This is a genomic window from Siphonobacter sp. BAB-5385 (assembly GCF_002261125.1).
Taxonomy (GTDB): domain Bacteria; phylum Bacteroidota; class Bacteroidia; order Cytophagales; family Spirosomataceae; genus Siphonobacter.
In genome coordinates this window covers 1-1183 of sequence record NZ_NMPS01000024.1, presented here as the reverse complement: position 1 = coordinate 1183, position 1183 = coordinate 1, and the positions used below count along the sequence as shown (strand labels likewise).

At 42.3% G+C, this 1183-nt stretch carries 1 protein-coding gene; it reads left to right on the top strand.

The genetic code is table 11. The annotated features are described in order from the left end of the window. Positions 1-76: 76 nt before the first annotated feature. Positions 77-487: a hypothetical protein gene (locus BWI93_RS01800; protein WP_094808461.1), complete on the top strand. Its 411-nt coding sequence runs from the start codon at positions 77-79 to the stop codon at positions 485-487. Positions 488-1183 lie beyond the last annotated feature (696 nt).

Sequence of the window (1183 nt, the reverse complement as noted above, 5' to 3'; positions counted from 1 at the left end):
TGTTAACCGAACATGCCTTTAATAGATAATATAGTAAGACGTACCTTTAGCCTTTCACCAACCTGATTAGTAAATAATGCGAATTCCGTTCTCCAGCCTTTTGCTGCTGGCTTTCCTTTTTGCTTCCTGTAAGACACCTTTCTCGGAAATTGAAGATCGAGCGTACACTTCCTTTACTATTGTAAACGAAACCTCTGAATTAATTCCTCGCCTAGCCATACGCTTACAAGATGAAGATAAGAATATCAAATATGATTCGCTGCTGATTGCTCCCTTAGCAGCTCATGATAGTATTATTCTTCGTTACAATTCACAATATCTTTCTTCAGATCGAACTGTTGGTTGTAGGCTTTATACCTGGAAAAGTGACTGTGAGCCAAGTCTAGTTTCCGTTAGTGACGGCTTTTCAAGAACTTTGGCCTACAACATTCGCTATGTCATAAAAGCCGATACTATTTTAAAGAATTGGGTTAAAAAAGACCTCTAGTTATGCCTTCCTATGCTACGATACTTTCTTACTGCTATTTTATTAATACTGTTTAGCCCTTTTATTCATGCACAGTTATCGATTGAGCATGGGCCCCTATGGAGTAAAGCATCAATTGTAAATCCTCATCACTACCAATCAAACCAACACTGGGGTTCGGGCATACAGACTAGTTTTTGGTTAGGATTTGACTATGGTGAACCGACCCAGCTTCGTATAGGAGCCCTTTGGGGTTACCGCCGAACGTATTTTACTCGTTATTATCCTGAATATACCATTGAACCACTATCTGCCAAAGTAAGCCGAAGAGAAAACTTCTTCACTTTAGTAGCTTTATTAGAACAGCGGCTTATTCGGTTTAATCCCTTTGAATGGACTGTCAGTGGAGCCCTGGGAGCCGAGTTTCCGGGCTCGAGTAGTTGGTGCAACCTGGAGGAGCGATGCCTGGAGGTAGCCAAGGAGGATCTCTATTCCCAACAATCAAGGCTACCGTGCAGTTTCGGACAGGCGTTCTTTACCATCCCACGCCTCGGTTAAGTGTCGGACTGGAAGCGATCTATGGTACACCCCTAAGCCTAGTTTTACCCGAATTAATGATAAGTACGTCCCCCAAACGCTAGGTTTAAACCTGAAAGCTAATTACTACATAGGTCGGTTGAGAATTCCAGAGGCAAAAAGGGAAAATTGACCTTTCAG

Bases quoted from the DNA above. Each gene is read 5' to 3' on its own strand.
- BWI93_RS01800 (WP_094808461.1), top strand. From the start codon at position 77: ATGCGAATTCCGTTCTCCAGCCTTTTGCTGCTGGCTTTCCTTTTTGCT.